This is a genomic window from Nonomuraea sp. B5E05 (genome assembly GCF_039880665.1).
Taxonomy (GTDB): Bacteria; Actinomycetota; Actinomycetes; order Streptosporangiales; family Streptosporangiaceae; genus Nonomuraea.
The window spans coordinates 1-13,743 of sequence record NZ_JBDPMJ010000050.1; the positions used below are offsets into that span (position 1 = coordinate 1).

Here is a 13,743-nt window from a genome sequence, read left to right on the forward strand (position 1 = left end):
GCGACCCTACCCACCGGCATTGCCGACCAAGGTGTGGATCAACCAGCCACCCGTGATCTCCGAGACCGACACCTCACCACAAAACGCGCAAGTAGCCTGACGTCTCACCGGGTTTGACAGGTTCCGGCCAGGTGAGCTCCAGCCTCACATTTTTCATGCCTCGTCCCCCTGGATCCTGTCGTGGCCATGACCCACGTGCTCCCGGGGGACGACAGCACGGCTGTTCAGGGTGACGATACGCATGCCCCGATATTGCCCTACCGCGACAGGGATTTGGGCAGGGTGCGGGTGAAGATCTCAACGCAATCGATCAGGTTGCTGGCGACGGCGGCCATGCCTGCTCGAGGCAGCGCCCCAGGGCAGCACTGGATGTTCCCGCGACCCCTTCCATGCGAAGCCACTTGCCTGTGATCGTCAGCAGAACCGATATGGACTGTGACCTGCACCGATAGTCCCCGGGAGTCCGTGAACGTCCGAGCCTGTGTGCCTCGATCGTTACTCAGTCTGTCACTCGGTACGTCCTCATGACGTCCGATCTGGCGGCGGCTGTACGCCAGTATGCAGGCTCCCGATTGGATCACCGCGACACCTCACGCCCCCTCGTTCGGCACGCCCAGTAGTCGCGAGGACAAGAAGGGGCGAAGCACCGACTCGCGCAGGGGGTAGTTCCTGTCGCCAGCTGTGGCAACCGCAGCGTCCATCTAGGGATGCTGGCAGATGATGCTTAGCTCTAGGATGTTCGCCCTGCAAGTCGTAGGCGTTGCGCGCCAGCGTTGGGCTTTGAACGGAAGAGGATGACCCTATGCCCTTGATGTTAATGGATGTCTCAAGCCGCTAGCCTTGTCATCGCACGTACCCGCGTCACTCAGCCACCTCCCCAAAGGTTCTATATGTCCGACGAATCCTCTTCTCAAGGCCAGCAAGAGTCAGACCCGGCATCAGAAAGCGCGTTCCTGCTTCAGGAGGACGTCGAGACTCTCGAAGAGGCTGACCCAGAACCACCTAGGGTTGCATATACAAGCTCCGACTTCGACGTTGAAGGGCTCGTACGTCGCCTCAAGCGTGGTGACATCGCTATTCCAACATTCGGACATAATGACGATCCTCCAATAGAAACAGCACGCTTCCAGCGAGGCTTCGTCTGGAACCGGCCACAGATGGACCGCTTCATCGAGTCCCTTCTGCTCGGCTATCCAATTCCCGGGATTTTCCTCGTCCAGCAACTAGATCGAAGGTATCTAGTGCTTGACGGTCAGCAACGACTTCGCACCCTGGCCGCCTTCTACGAAGGCATGCACGACAAGAAGGAATTTGCACTCAAGAACGTCGCCGATAAGTTCGCTGGCCTGTCCTATCGAACGCTCGGAGACGAACTGCGCCGAACCCTGGATAACACCTTCCTGCAAGCTACAATAGTTCAGACTGACGGCTCCACCGAATCTCTAGATGCGGTATACCAAGTATTCGAGCGATTGAATTCCGGTGGCACGCAACTGACTCCGCACGAGATTCGGGTAGCTTTGCACGCTGGCCCGTTCATAGATCTCATTACCAACCTCAACAACGATGCGAACTGGCGACTTCTTTATGGACGACCATCTCCACGCCTACGTGACCAAGAGGTGATTCTCCGAATAATTGCCCTGTACGTATCGCCCGGGAATTATAAAAGACCACTCAAGAAGTTCCTTAATGAGTTTGTGGGGAACAACCGATATCTCACCTCGATCGAAGCAGACACCATCTCCAACCGATTTTCCCGCGCTGCCGCACTCATTCGCATTGAGGCAGGCCCACAGTCGCTACGACGGCAATCTGCGCAGATCAACACTGCTCTCACTGAGGCCATTTTCGTCGGGCTCATGCGCCGTCTCGACGTAGATGACCAAGTGGATGCAACGGCAGTAGCAGATAGAATAAACGCGCTTAGCACTAACAAGCGCCTCGAGCCAGCCATCGCACGTGCTACCGCCGACGAAGAAAGTGTACGAGTGCGACTCGCACTCTCAACGCAAGCCTTCGCGAGCATATAGGAGGGCTGGCAGATTGGTGCAACGGTGGCCACCTTGGGAAGTCACGAGCCTTCGGGCAAACTTGGACAAGCTGAGCGACCTGGTCGACAAGCCCAATGTTCATAGCCTTACAGCAGACGCGCATAGCTGGCTGTGCCGACTTCTTATTGTTCGTACGTGCGGATACCTCGAGCAATCAACGATAGAGATCTGCCGCGCTTATGTAGAGCACAGAGCTGGAGGATTTGTAAAAACCTTCGCCCGCTCATGGTTAGACAAGAGCCGCAACCCATCGCCAGAGAACCTTACCCAACTAGTGGGACGCTTCGATGCCACCCTATGCGAGGAGTTCCAGAGTTTTCTTGAAGCGGATGACCAACGGATCTATCGAGAAATATCCTTTCTTGTAGATCGCCGCAACAAAATAGCTCATGGATTGAGCGAGAGCGTCAACAGAGCGAAAGCCCTTCAGTTGAGAGATGCCGTTTACGAGGTAACGGATTGGTTCACCCTGCGGCTGAATCCGCATCGGTGATCCGAGAGATGCGCTGTGATTCACCCGGACGGGGAGCCACCACCATGGACCTGTGCCTCACACCCCACTCTATGATCACCTCGTACGCCGTCGACTCACCGCGTAGCGGCAGCGGGCCGGGGACGGAGTGTCAAGCTCGGCTTCGCGTGAACGTTCACCGGTCGCCGTTCCTCGATCATGTGTTGTCCTGCGGTCAGAGCCGGGCTTGATACGGAGGAGCCGGTCTGCTGGGCTCGCCTGAGTCGATGGTGTGCGAGGTGATCAGCCCCCAGCCACCCCTCTACGTGCAGGGCCGTGGGGCGATCACCTCGGTGCCGGAGCGCTCCCGCCGGAGGCATGCTTGACCTCGTCGGCTCGATCCGGGAGTCGGCGTCTTGCATCGCGCTGTTGATCGTCCTGCTCGTGGTTCTGCCTGCGTTCGTTGGTGCGGCGGGGTGGCCGGGCGGGACCGGCCCGGAGAGGCCGCACGCCCGCCCGGACCGCCCGGCCGCCCGCCGCCCATCGGGCGGCGGCTTGATGTCGTGGAGAGAAGTTGCTTTCCGGTCGGACCGTAGCTGGGTCTGTCGAAGTTCGAGCTACTTGCCGTTAGGCTGGGCGCTGTTCCAGATGCGGTCAAAACTGGTGATGTAGGTGGTTGCAGGCCCTTGCTCGTTGGTGCGGGTGAGGTGCATGACGGGGGCGTTGGCTGCTGGTGTGCCGTAGGCGTGGGCGTTGACGAGCAGTTCGTCATCGGCGCGGTAGATCGAGTTGTAGAGGACCGTGCGATGTAGCCGGATCTCGACGCTGTCGACGTTCACGAGTGGCCGGTACAGCATCAGGGCGTTCTTGATCCGGGCTGTCATCACCTCGGCGCCGATGCCTTCGTCGGTCCCTCGTGCGGCGACTTCTGGCCCGTCGGGGTCGCCCAGGAGGATGCGCACTTTGACGCCGGCCTCGGCTCGCTTCAAGAGGGTGTTGAGGACGGCTGCGTCTTCGGCGAGGAACAAAGCGCTGTAGGCCAGGATGTCGATCGCCTCGCGCGCTTTGTCGAAGTGGTTGCGCCAAACGGTCTGGGGAACGGCCCAGCGGTGGGGATAGATCGCTTGGATGCCGTCAGCGAGTGCCTGGTGACGTGGTGTGGCTTCGGGCCAGAGGTCAGCCTCGTCGACGTCGAGGAGGTCGGCGACGGCCCAGCGGTGGCGGGGGTATGGGATGCGTCCCTGAAGCCATCGGGTGACGGTTTTGGGGTCGACGGCGAGGGCGGCGGCGACGTCGGTGGTGTTGAGCCGGGCGGCGGCCAGTGCGTAGCGGAGGTTGTTGTTCATGACCGGTCTGCTCCTCTCGCAGAACGACCCTGCTCTGCGACGTTAGCATCAGACGTCCCTAGACGTCCCTAAGTTGTGGTGTTCCCGCCCCCGGCTGTGGGGCGAACCTCGACGCACACGAGGAACCACACAGGACGTCAGGGAGGCACAGGGTGCAGACGAGCAGGTCCATCAGGGAGCAGCAACGCATCTACGCGGAGCGGCTGCTGGTCGCGCTGGGCGAGCAGTTGGCCGTGCGGGGTGTCACGCATGTGCTGGTGATCACGCAGAATGGGCGGCCGGCCTTGGACGTGACCGACAGCCGGTGCCGGATGCGGCGGGTGTTCGTGCACCTGCCGTTCTGCTGGTTCTACTGGGGCGATCAGCAAGACGAGCGGGTCTCGTTCCTGCAGATGGCCTCTGCGGTGGACCGGATCGAGCAGGCCGCGCGCGAGGGGTGGCGTGAGGGCGAGCAGGGTGACCTGTCCGTCGACTTGAACAAGATGCTTGATGCCTACCGCGGCTGACCTGGTGGCGGCGGGGCGGTGGCTGACCGGCGGGCGGGTTTATACCCAGGTCGCTGATCGGCTGCGGGAGCGGATCCGGGCGGGTGAGTTCGCGCCGGGCGGGGTGCTGCCGTCGGAGGCGGAGCTGTGCCGGGTGTTCGGGGTGGCGCGGAACACGGTACGGCGTGGCCTGGCCCTCCTGGTGGAGGAGGGCTTGCTGGTCACGGTTCCGTCCAAGGGGCGGGTGGTGGTCGGGGACGGCTCGGCCGCCTCGTACCGGTATCAGGTGATCGCTGCGCGGTTGCGTGAGCAGATCGAGTGCGGGGACCTCGCGCCTGGTTCGGCGTTGCCCAGTGAGGCGGAGTTGCAGCGGCAGTTCGGGGTGTCGCGGACCACCGTGCGGCAGGCGCTGGCCGTGCTGGAGGTCGAAGGGCTGGTGGTGGTGGAGCATGGCCGGGGGCGGTTCGTCCGGTAGGGAACGCGGGTGAGGAAGGACGTCCCAGGACGTCTAGCCTTGCCCTCTGCTCCGCTTATGTCCGTGATGCCTATCGTGAGCTCCGTGGGACATAGCGAATGGGCATATGGCCTGGCCAAGGACCTGCTGGGGACGACGTTGCCCCGGCGATGGGCACACACGCAGGGGGTTGCCGAGCAGAGCGAATCCCTGGCCTCGATTCTTGGTGCGGATGCTGACACGTTGCTGGCGGCTTGTCTGCTGCATGACATCGGCTACGCGCCGGACCTGGTCGACACCGGGATGCATCAACTCGACGGTGCCCGCTACCTGCGCGACGTGGCCAGGGCTGATGAGCGGTTGTGCCGCCTGGTCGCGTACCACTCGTGCGCGGACAACGAGGCCCGGCAGCGGGACCTGTTCGACGTGCTGGCCAAGGAGTTCGACCAGGAACGGCCGAACCTGGCGCGGGCGCTGACCTACTGCGACATGACCACCGACCCGGACGGCAGGCACCTGGATGTGCTCGACCGGCTGGCGGAGATCCATTCTCGGTATGGTCCTGAGCATGTGGTGAGCCGGTCGATCATCGACGCGACCCCGTGCATCGTGTCGTCGGTGCGGTCGGTGGAGGCCGCGCTATCCGATGTGCGGCAGGCCGACACCGGCTAGGTAGTGCTGGATCCGCATTCGCATCGACCGGTCCATCGGCAGCGACGTGACCTCGGCGCGGGGCATCCAGCGGACTTCTCGGGACTCCTCGCTCGGGGTCGGCTGGCCGCCGGTGGCGCGGGCGGTCAGGACGATGGAGAACTCTTGGCGGGCCTCGCCGTTGCTGGTGTAGAGGATCACGTGGCGGGGGTCGCTGTAGGTGCCGACCAGGCCGGTGATCTCACACGTGATCCCGGTCTCCTCCAACGTCTCACGGACGGCCGCCGCAGGGATGGACTCGCCCAGGTCGATCGCTCCGCCGGGGACGGCCCAGTTGTCGTTGTCGGTGCGGCGGATCATCAGCAGGTCGCCGGCCGGGTTGGTGACGATGACGTTGACGGACGGGACCAGGCTGTTGGGTTCGGGTGCGTCGGGGTCGTCGTAGAAGTCGATGCGCTTGGCCATGGTCAGGTCTCCACGGGTACGGCTCCGGCCCAGATCTTTTCGAAGCTGTCGGCGTAGGTGGTGACCATTTCCCCGCCGGCCACTCTGCGGAGGTGGAGGACGGGGGCGTTGCCGGCGCGGGTGCCGTACACGTGCATGTTGACCAGGTAGTCGTCGTCGGCCTGGTAGATCGAGTTGTACAGGATCGTCTGGTGCAGCCGGATCTCGAAGTTGTCCAGGCCGAGGAGTGGTCGGTAGAAGACCAGGACGCTGCGGATCTGTGCGGCCATGCTGTCTCCGACGCCTTCGTCGGTTCCGCGCTGGGCGACCTGAGCGCAGTCGGGGTCGCCGAGAAGGATCCGCACCCGCACGCCCGCCCGAGCCTTCTCTCCCAATAGGCGGACCATGGCGGCGTCGTCGGCGAGGAACAAGCCGCTGTAGACCAGGACGCCGATGTCCTCGGACGCGGCGGTGAACAGACGTCCCCACGCGTCCCGGGGCACGGCCCAGCGGTGCGGATAGATCGCCAGCACTTCGCTCTCGGAAGCGGCGACCACCTGTTCGCGCGACAGGGCTTGCGGCCACAGGTATGTCTCGTCCACGCCCAGGTAGGAAGCGGTGGCAAAGCGGTGTTTTCGGTACGGCTCGCGGCCCTTGGTGATCCACCGCTCCACGGTCTTGGGGTCGACCTCGATCGCCTCGGCCAGATCCGCGACGCTCACGCCCTTTTGCAATAGCGCCGCGCGTAGCCGTTCGTTCGCCATTCCACCTGCTCCCAAGGACGTCCGGGGACCTGGCCATCGTAGGCCGGACGTCTTGAACATGTCCCGTCGTGTAGTGATCTCGTCCTGACGGTGCGTCGCATCCTCGGTTGCACAACGCCACAACGGCACCAACCGAAGGAGGGGATGCAGCCATGAACAACGAGATCACCATCCCGGGCGAGACGCCCTCGTGCGAGTGCGGCAACGCCGTGGGACACGGCCAGGTCCGATGCTCCAAGTGCCTGGCCCGCACCCGGTGGGCGCGCAAAGAGCGGGCCCGCAACCGGCGCAACCGCCGTCGCAACGACAACCGGCGTCCTCCGCGTGCCCCTCGTGGGCTGGCGCAGGCGGGGGTGACCTGGTCATGACCGCGATTGCGCTGATCGTCGCCGGGGTGCTCGGCGTCGCGCTGCTCGCAGGGTACGTGGCGGTGCTGGTCGGCATTCGCCGGGAGGACAAGCGGCTGAGTCTGCGTCAGGCGCCGGATGGGGCGGCGGCGTCGCTGGCCCGCAAGGTCACCGGCTGCTACGCCCGGGGCGGCGTGTCGTGGACGTAGCCAACTGCTCCTCCACCTTCGCCAACCGCAGCGACAGGTCCTGCACGGCGGCGCGCAGCTCGGCCACCTCGCCGGCGGTGTCGCCGCCGCCGGCCGGCGGGAGTTGCTCGGTGGTGTCGCGGACGAACACGCCCTTGCCCTGCTGGCCGATCACCAGACCCTCGGTGCGCAGGACGCCCACGGCGAGCTTCACCACCGACAAAGAGGCGTCGTACTGCTCAGCGAGCCGGGTGGTGGACGGCAGCGGAGCGCCGGGCGCCAGAGACCCGCCGCGGATCTGCGCGCGCAGGTCGTCGGCGATCTGGAGGTAGCCGGGGCGTCCGGTGTTCTTGACCATCGCCCCTCTATCTCACCACGAATGTTCGACCTGGCCAACCGAGGGAACATTGACAACCGAGCCAACTAGGTTAACTATGTTGCTCACGACGAAAGAGGAGGTCACCGCACATGCGTTCCGTCCCGATCCCCGTGGATGTCAGCAAAATCGCCATCACCTGCGTCAAAGCACCCCGCCCGCGGGTGCTCAACCGCGACACCGGCGAGATCAAGACCGACAAGAACGGCAACACCGTCTACGAAGTCACCGTCTCCGTCGAAGACGAGTTCGGCCGCATCGAACTCGTCAAGATCGGCATCACCGGCGAACCACCCATCACCGTCGGCGACCAGGTCAACGCCGTCGGCCTGCTCGGCTACGTCTGGGAGATCGCCGGCCGATGGGGCATCGCCTACCGCGCCAACGCCCTGCTCCCTGCCGGGGAGGCCGCCGATGCGTGACGCGCTGGACGCGCTCGCACTCCCCGCAGCTCTGGCCGCTGTCGCGGCCGGGCTGTGGGCCTGGCGCCGCTACCACTACCGCTCGTTCTGGCTGGCGGTCGGCTTCCCGCTCATCGCCCTGTCCGTACGAGCGTCCTGGCGGCGGGTGGCGCTGGGGTGCGGGCTGACCAAGAAGCGGCAACGCTGGTGGTTCACCACCGTCCCCGGCGCGATCGCCTCCACCGGCCTGGTCAAGGTCCGCCGCCGCTTCCAGCGGGTCGCCGTCGACACCAAACCGTTCATGTGGCTGCCCCTGCCGACCCGGCACGGCTGGCGCGTCACCCTGCACACCCTCGAAGGGCAGACCCCCGGCGACTACGCCGACGCCGCCGAACGCCTCGCCCACTCCTGGGGCGTGCACGCCGTACGCGTCTCCTCACCCCGGCCCGGCCGCGTCGTCCTCATGGCCACCATGCGCGACCCGCTCATCACCGTCGACCACCTCCCGCCCTCACCCGACCTGCTCAAGGTCACCGTGGGACGACTGGAAACCGGCCAACCCTGGGTGATCGACTTCCGTACGGTGCCGCACTGGCTCAACGCCGGAGCCACCCAGTCCGGCAAGTCGAACCTCGCCAACGCGCTCATCGTCGGCCTCGCGCCACAGCCCGTGGCGCTGGTCGGCTTCGACCTCAAAGGCGGCGTCGAGTTCACCCCGTACGCGCCCCGGCTGTCGGCGCTGGCCACCTCGCGGGCAGAGTCCGTCGACCTGCTGTGCGACCTGGTCGGCCTGATGATCGACCGGATGGGGCTGTGCCGCCAGGCCGCCGCCCGCAACATCTGGCAACTCCCGCCCGCCATCCGCCCCGTCCCCGTCGTCGTCCTGGTCGACGAACTCGCCGAGCTGTACCTGATGGCGGATAAGTCCGAGAAAGACGAGATCGCCAAAACCTCGACCGCGCTGCTGCGGGTCGCTCAACTCGGGCGGGCATTCGGCATCTACCTGTTCTGCTGCGGCCAACGGATCGGCTCCGACCTCGGACCCGGCGTCACCGCTCTGCGGGCGCAGTGCTCGGGCCGGATCTGCCACCGGGTCAACGACCCGGAGACCGCGACCATGACGCTCGGTGACCTCGACCCCGCCGCGCTCGTCTCCGCGCGGGCCATCGCCGCTGAGACGCCCGGCGTCGCGATCGTCGCCGGCCAGGACGGCCAGTGGTACCGCGCCCGCTCCTTCTACGTCACCGAAGCCACCGCCGAACACGCCGCCCGCACCCATGCCCATCTCACCCCCGCTTGGGAGGAGATCACCGCCCACGTCACCGAGCCCGTCACCGCCTGAACCCAAGGGAGGGAGGAACGATGCGACGCTTCGCCTGCCGACTGCTCGACACCGGCCCGGTCCTCGTCCTGGCCGCCATCGCGGGTGCCGGATCGTTCACCCACATCCGCGACACCGCCACCCAGCACGGCCAGACCGGCTGGATGTCCTGGGCCGTCGCCGTCTGCATCGACCTCACCTGCGTCATGGCCGCCCGCGAACGCCAACGCGACAAGCAGCACCACCGCACCCGGCGCGGCCCCGTCTCCTGGCCCGTCCTCGTCCTGACCGGCGGCATCGCCCTGTCCCTGGCCGCCAACCTCGCCCAAGCCACACCGACCGTCTGGGGCTGGATCACCGCCGCCACCCCGGCCGCCGCCTTCCTCATCGCCATATCCATGCTCGAACGCCGCACCACCCACGCCCGACCCGAACCATCCACCGCCCCTGCGGCGTCGTCCTCGACCGTCCTGGCCCCGTCCCCGGCCCCGCAACTCGTCCCGCACCACGCCCAGGACGAGGACGACGCCCAGGACGAGCGGGACGGCGACCTCGCCCCCGCACTCGTCGACTACGCCCGCCGCGTCGCCGACGACCACCACACCAAACACGGCCGACCCATCACCCGCGACGCCCTACGCGCCCACCTCGGCGTGTCCAACCAACTCGCCTCCGACCTACTGCGCACCCTGCGCACCGCCTGAGAAGGGAGAACCCGACCGATGACCCACGACCACCGCACCGCCCTCATCAACGGCCTGCTCGACCTGGCCGCCTTCCTCGAAACCCACCCCGACCTACCCGTCCCGCCCAACGTCACCGTCCACCACTTCCCCCGCCAGACCAACGACGACGACCAGCGCGCCGAGATCGACCAACTCGCCGCCCTCCTCGGCACGGACATCAACCACGAGGACGCCTCACGCGACCACTACGCCACCTCACGCATGTTCGGCCCGATCGAATACCGCGCCGTCGCCATCCTGGCCACCGCCCGCGCCAGATACGACGCCGAAACCAGCTACCGCGGCTGCATCCAGCCCAACCCCGTACCCACCGCCTGACCAGGAGAACGACTCGTGCGCATCCGCATCGACGGCACCCGAGCCGAAATCATCGACGCCCTGTTCCGCCTACGCCTGCACTTCACCGTCCAGGCCGTCTCACGCGCCTACCCCGACCGCGCCCACCCCCACCACTGGCGCGTCTACCTGACCACCCGACCACGCGAAAGGAGATAGCCCCGTGCCCGAAACCCTGCCGGTGATCCACTACCGCTGCTGCACCTGCAACGGCACCGGCATCGACACCGACAACGCCCGCTGCTCCGACTGCGACGGCACCGGCATCGACAACCACGGCGCATAGCGCAGCGCCCCCGGCCTGGCCGCACATCCGCCAAGACGACTGCCAGGTCGGGGGCCATCCCCATCACCCGAACGAGTGAGAGGAGGTCTCCATCTTGCCTGCAACCCACGCCAACGCGCACGCCATCACCGGCATGATCAAGCGCCTCAACCGGCCCGACTACGACCGCTGGGCGAGCCAGGTCCGCCACACCGGCGGCTGCCGCCAGCCCATCCACCTGCGCGGCAAGGTCGACCATTACGACCGCGCCACCGGGGCACTGCTCCACCGCTACACCACCCGCGCCGAGCCTGACGGCGTCCTGCGCGTCCCATGCAAGACACGCCGCGCCACCCGCTGCCCCGCCTGCGCCGAGACCTACCGCACCGACACCTACCACCTCATCCGCGCCGGCCTCATCGGCGGCAAAGGCGTACCCGACACCGTCACCAGCCACCCGACACTGTTCGTCACCCTGACCGCCCCGTCCTTCGGCCCGGTCCACACCCGCCGCGAACACAACGTCAAGGTGCAGCCCTGCCACGCCCGCCGCGACGCCACCGCCTGCCCGCACGGCCGGGTGATGTCCTGTACCGAACGCCACAGCAAGGACGACCCGCGCCTCGGTGAACCGCTCTGCCCGGACTGCTACGACTACATCGGCAGCGTCCTGTTCAACGCCTTGGCCCCGCTGTTGTGGAAGCGCTTCGCCGACTCCCTACGTCGCCACCTGGCCAAGCTCGGCGGACTGCTTCTCAAGGAGCTGCGACACCACCTGACGCTCTCCTTCGCCAAGGTCGCCGAATACCAGCGGCGCGGCGTCGTCCACTTCCACGCCGTCATCCGCCTCGACGGCCCCGGCGGACCCACCGCACCACCACCGGCCTGGGCCACCACCGACACCCTGACCCAAGCCATCCAGCACGCCGCCCAAGCCGTCTCCGCCACCGCACCCGCCCACGAGGGCCAACCCGAACGAGTCCTGCGCTGGGGCACTCAGCTCGACATCCGCCCCATCACCCTGAACGGCGACCTCACCGAACAAGCCGTCGCCGGCTACATCGCCAAGTACGCCACCAAAGCCGCCGAATGCGTCGGCACCCTCGACCGCCGCATCAACCCGCTGGACGACCTCAGCGCCTACAACCTGCGCGACCACGCCCGCCGCCTCATCACCACCTGCCTACAGCTCGGCACCCAACCCGAACTGGCCGAACTCCGCCTCGCCGACTGGGCCCACATGCTCGGCTTCCGCGGCCACTTCTCCACACGATCCCGCCACTACTCCACCACCCTGGGCGAACTCCGAGCAGCCAGAGAACGCCACGCCCGCGACACCGACATCACCACCGGCCGCCTCCCTCTCTTCGACGAAGACACCGTCCTCGTCATCAGCACATGGGAGTACGCAGGCAAGGGCCACCACCTCGGCGACCAACTCCTCGCTGCCTCCATCACCGGCACACCGCTTCCCAGGCTGACGTGCGTGGAGGTGCCGCATGAATGACCTCGTACTCACCGTCGACGAGGCTGCCAACCGCCTCCGCGTCAGCCGGTGGACCCTCTACACCCTCATCCGCTCCAACCAGCTCCGAACCATCAAGATCGGCCGTCGCCGCCTCGTTCCGGCCGACGCCCTTGCCGAGTGCATCAAGACCCTTGTGGAGGTGGCGTGATGACCAAGACCATGCTCGGCACCCCGGAGGAAGAGCCCAAGCGCCGGACCGGCCGCCGCATCCGCAAGCGCTCCAACGGTGAGGGAAGCATCTGGCCGCGCAAGGATGGCCGCTACGGGTACGCCGCCTTCGTCCAGACCACCGCTGGGACCGTAAAGCGGGTTCAGGGCTCCGCCCGTACGCAAGAGGATGCCCGCAAGAAACTGACCGAACTTCTCCGCCAGGCCGACGAGGGCATCCCTGTCTCCTCAGAGAACTGGACGCTGGCCGACTTCCTGAACTACTGGCTGAAGAACATCGTCAGCCAGGAACGTCGCCCCAAGACCTACCAGGGATACGAGGGCGTCGTGCGTCTCCATCTCATCCCCGGCCTCGGCAAGAAACGCCTCGGCAAGCTCAACGCCCAAGACGTCCGCCTCTTCATTAACCGCGTCCGCTCCGAATGCCAATGCTGCCGGAACGGCTGGGACGCTTCGCGGGACAAGCCGGTGTGCTGCGCCCTCAAGGGCGGCCAGTGCTGCGACTCCCGGCTGTCCACTCGCATGGTCCAGTCCATCCATGCAGTCCTACGGAACGCCCTGGAGTGCGCCGTACGCGAGGAGATCATCGCTCGCAACGTCGCCAAGCTCGTCAAGGTCCCGGTGCCCAAGTACAAGGTCAACCGTGGTCTGACCGTCCCGCAAGCCCGAGCCGTCCTCAAGGCCGCTCGGGACCACCGCCTCTACACGCTGTACGTCCTGGCGCTCTGCCTCGGCCTGCGTCGCGGGGAACTCCTCGGGCTCCGCTGGGCGGACGTCGACCTTGAGGTCGGCAAGCTGGAGGTGGTCCAGAGCCTCCAGCGGGTCGCGGGCCGCCTCCAGTTCGTCCGCCCCAAGACCTCCGACTCGGAGCGAACCGTCCCGCTACCACCCATCTGCGTGAAGGCCCTGCGGGAACACCGGAAGAAGCAGTTCGCCGAACGCTCTGATCGCTGGGAGGAGTGGACCGAACACGGCCTCGTCTTCCCCTCACGTTGCGGTACCCCGATGGAGCCGGACAACCTACGCCGAAGCTGGGGAATAATACGCAAGGCCGCTGGGCTCGGTGAGATGCGGTTCCACGATCTCCGACACACTTGCGTGACGCTCCTGCTCAACCTTGGCGTACCACCTCAGGTTGTCCGCGACATCGTTGGCCACAGCGACATCGAGGTCACCATGACGATCTACGCCCATGCCTCCCTCGACGACAAGCGTCGCGCTCTAGACAAGATCGGCGACGCGCTCGCGTAAGAAGTCAAGAAGGCAGCACCCCAGCCCTTAATCGGTTGAGGCGCTGACCTTGTGTGACTGCTCTCCCATGGAATGGGGCGCGTCCTCGCCATCGGTCAACGTCGACAGCAGCCCCTCAAAGAGGTGCCCACGAAATCTCGACCGTTGCCTCCGCAATACTGGCATTC

The 13,743-nt window shown here is 66.0% G+C and carries 20 protein-coding genes; 16 read left to right on the top strand and 4 right to left on the bottom strand.

Annotated features, from left to right (window positions below):
- Positions 1-890: 890 nt before the first annotated feature.
- Positions 891-2,033 (top strand): DUF262 domain-containing protein, encoded by a 1,143-nt coding sequence (locus ABGB01_RS43800; RefSeq protein WP_347780072.1) that lies wholly within the window; start codon positions 891-893, stop codon positions 2,031-2,033.
- Positions 2,034-2,094: 61 nt separating this feature from the next.
- Entirely contained in the window at positions 2,095-2,547 is a 453-nt protein-coding gene (locus ABGB01_RS43805) for an MAE_28990/MAE_18760 family HEPN-like nuclease (RefSeq protein WP_347780073.1), read from the top strand.
- Between the two features lie 575 nt (positions 2,548-3,122).
- On the opposite strand, the gene ABGB01_RS43810 is transcribed toward ABGB01_RS43805, so the two are convergent.
- Complete coding sequence (locus ABGB01_RS43810; protein WP_347780074.1) at positions 3,123-3,851, bottom strand: XRE family transcriptional regulator; 729 nt, start codon at positions 3,849-3,851, stop codon at positions 3,123-3,125.
- A 152-nt stretch (positions 3,852-4,003) separates the two neighbouring features.
- On the opposite strand from ABGB01_RS43810, the gene ABGB01_RS43815 reads away from it, so the two are divergent.
- The 3 genes from ABGB01_RS43815 (at position 4,004) to ABGB01_RS43825 (ending at position 5,462) form a co-directional block, all read left to right on the top strand.
- Positions 4,004-4,357, top strand: a complete 354-nt coding sequence (locus ABGB01_RS43815; RefSeq protein WP_347780076.1) for a hypothetical protein — start codon at positions 4,004-4,006, stop codon at positions 4,355-4,357.
- The gene (locus ABGB01_RS43820) at positions 4,341-4,811 is read left to right on the top strand and encodes a GntR family transcriptional regulator (RefSeq protein WP_347780078.1); all 471 of its coding nucleotides are present in this window, start codon (positions 4,341-4,343) and stop codon (positions 4,809-4,811) included. The genes ABGB01_RS43815 and ABGB01_RS43820 overlap by 17 nt, the downstream gene beginning before the upstream one ends.
- 84 nt (positions 4,812-4,895) lie before the next feature.
- Positions 4,896-5,462 carry an HD domain-containing protein gene (locus tag ABGB01_RS43825; RefSeq protein ID WP_347780079.1) on the top strand — a complete coding sequence of 189 codons (567 nt, stop codon included), beginning with the start codon at positions 4,896-4,898 and terminating at the stop codon, positions 5,460-5,462.
- Here ABGB01_RS43825 and ABGB01_RS43830 read toward each other — a convergent pair.
- Positions 5,430-5,906, bottom strand: coding sequence for an NUDIX domain-containing protein (locus tag ABGB01_RS43830; RefSeq protein ID WP_347780081.1), 477 nt, complete (start codon positions 5,904-5,906; stop codon positions 5,430-5,432). The two genes, ABGB01_RS43825 and ABGB01_RS43830, sit on opposite strands and share 33 nt — an antisense overlap.
- A gap of 2 nt (positions 5,907-5,908) precedes the next feature.
- Positions 5,909-6,607 (bottom strand): XRE family transcriptional regulator, encoded by a 699-nt coding sequence (locus ABGB01_RS43835; protein ID WP_347780082.1) that lies wholly within the window; start codon positions 6,605-6,607, stop codon positions 5,909-5,911.
- A 194-nt stretch (positions 6,608-6,801) separates the two neighbouring features.
- Here ABGB01_RS43835 and ABGB01_RS43840 point away from each other — a divergent pair, with 194 nt between their 5' ends.
- Entirely contained in the window at positions 6,802-7,017 is a 216-nt protein-coding gene (locus tag ABGB01_RS43840) for a hypothetical protein (RefSeq protein WP_347780083.1), read from the top strand.
- A complete protein-coding gene (locus ABGB01_RS43845; RefSeq protein ID WP_347780085.1) occupies positions 7,014-7,205 on the top strand; it encodes a hypothetical protein in 192 nt (63 codons plus the stop codon). The genes ABGB01_RS43840 and ABGB01_RS43845 overlap by 4 nt, the downstream gene beginning before the upstream one ends.
- Here the strand turns inward: ABGB01_RS43845 and ABGB01_RS43850 are convergent.
- Positions 7,165-7,542 carry a winged helix-turn-helix domain-containing protein gene (locus ABGB01_RS43850; protein ID WP_347780087.1) on the bottom strand — a complete coding sequence of 126 codons (378 nt, stop codon included), beginning with the start codon at positions 7,540-7,542 and terminating at the stop codon, positions 7,165-7,167. The genes ABGB01_RS43845 and ABGB01_RS43850 overlap by 41 nt on opposite strands.
- Positions 7,543-7,652: 110 nt before the next feature.
- On the opposite strand from ABGB01_RS43850, the gene ABGB01_RS43855 reads away from it, so the two are divergent.
- From ABGB01_RS43855 to ABGB01_RS43895, 9 genes are all read left to right on the top strand, one after another.
- The gene (locus ABGB01_RS43855; protein ID WP_347780088.1) at positions 7,653-7,982 is read left to right on the top strand and encodes a hypothetical protein; all 330 of its coding nucleotides are present in this window, start codon (positions 7,653-7,655) and stop codon (positions 7,980-7,982) included.
- On the top strand, positions 7,975-9,303 hold the full coding sequence (locus ABGB01_RS43860; RefSeq protein ID WP_347780090.1) for an FtsK/SpoIIIE domain-containing protein: 1,329 nt from the start codon (positions 7,975-7,977) through the stop codon (positions 9,301-9,303). The genes ABGB01_RS43855 and ABGB01_RS43860 overlap by 8 nt, the downstream gene beginning before the upstream one ends.
- A 20-nt stretch (positions 9,304-9,323) precedes the next feature.
- Entirely contained in the window at positions 9,324-9,986 is a 663-nt protein-coding gene (locus ABGB01_RS43865; protein WP_347780092.1) for a DUF2637 domain-containing protein, read from the top strand.
- 18 nt (positions 9,987-10,004) lie between these two features.
- Positions 10,005-10,346, top strand: coding sequence for a hypothetical protein (locus ABGB01_RS43870; protein ID WP_347780093.1), 342 nt, complete (start codon positions 10,005-10,007; stop codon positions 10,344-10,346).
- 15 nt (positions 10,347-10,361) lie between these two features.
- Complete coding sequence (locus ABGB01_RS43875; protein ID WP_347780094.1) at positions 10,362-10,523, top strand: hypothetical protein; 162 nt, start codon at positions 10,362-10,364, stop codon at positions 10,521-10,523.
- Positions 10,524-10,527: 4 nt separating this feature from the next.
- The gene (locus ABGB01_RS43880; RefSeq protein WP_347780096.1) at positions 10,528-10,650 is read left to right on the top strand and encodes a hypothetical protein; all 123 of its coding nucleotides are present in this window, start codon (positions 10,528-10,530) and stop codon (positions 10,648-10,650) included.
- Positions 10,651-10,744: 94 nt separating this feature from the next.
- Positions 10,745-12,136 (top strand): replication initiator, encoded by a 1,392-nt coding sequence (locus tag ABGB01_RS43885; protein WP_347780098.1) that lies wholly within the window; start codon positions 10,745-10,747, stop codon positions 12,134-12,136.
- Positions 12,129-12,305: a helix-turn-helix domain-containing protein gene (locus tag ABGB01_RS43890; protein ID WP_347780100.1), complete on the top strand. Its 177-nt coding sequence runs from the start codon at positions 12,129-12,131 to the stop codon at positions 12,303-12,305. Before ABGB01_RS43885 ends, ABGB01_RS43890 begins: the two co-directional genes overlap by 8 nt.
- Complete coding sequence (locus ABGB01_RS43895) at positions 12,305-13,576, top strand: site-specific integrase (protein ID WP_347780101.1); 1,272 nt, start codon at positions 12,305-12,307, stop codon at positions 13,574-13,576. Before ABGB01_RS43890 ends, ABGB01_RS43895 begins: the two co-directional genes overlap by 1 nt.
- The last annotated feature ends 167 nt before the right edge of the window (positions 13,577-13,743 follow it).